The organism is Lunatimonas salinarum (genome assembly GCF_017811155.1).
GTDB lineage: Bacteria > Bacteroidota > Bacteroidia > Cytophagales > Cyclobacteriaceae > Lunatimonas > Lunatimonas salinarum.
Genome location: NZ_JACVCV010000122.1, coordinates 1 through 438 on the forward strand (window position 1 = coordinate 1; position 438 = coordinate 438).

The following is a 438-nucleotide window of genomic DNA, read 5'->3' on the forward strand; positions in this document are numbered from 1 at the left end:
CAGGCAATTCGGTTGGTTGCGCAGCGCTAGACATCTCCGGGTTTTGGCGGAAGTGGGAGGACACCATGAACATCTCCCCGGCCAAAACGGAGGGACAAATTGATCTCTAAGCCCAGGCTATAAACATGTCACTCCTACGGGGTAAGAGAGCCCGGCAAAGCCCGTCATTGCGAGTGACGCAGGAGCGAAGCAATCTCTTTAAGCTAGCTCAAGGGGCTTGGGGTAGTTTTGGGAAGGAAGCTCAGTTTCGCCAATTGCCAATTGGCAGAAATATCGGGGTGTAGTTGCAAACTACACCCAGAGCGGGGGCTCGCTTCGGATTCGTGGTTTTGGAAAGGAAGTGGCATCGTAAATTTTCCGAATCTTACATCTCATATCTAACGTCTTACGTCTACCTCACCACCCTTCTAACTACACATATCCACAAAGAAAACGACC

Annotated in this window: 1 protein-coding gene; it reads left to right on the top strand. The window is 50.7% G+C overall.

Annotated features, from left to right (window positions below; genetic code table 11):
* Positions 1 to 125 precede the first annotated feature (125 nt).
* Positions 126 to 284 (top strand): hypothetical protein, encoded by a 159-nt coding sequence (locus tag IAQ59_RS22895; RefSeq protein ID WP_209333032.1) that lies wholly within the window; start codon positions 126 to 128, stop codon positions 282 to 284.
* Positions 285 to 438: the final 154 nt, after the last annotated feature.

What these genes read in the sequence shown, in the direction of transcription:
- IAQ59_RS22895 (WP_209333032.1), top strand. Translation starts at nt 126, where the DNA reads ATGTCACTCCTACGGGGTAAGAGAGCCCGGCAAAGCCCGTCATTGCGA.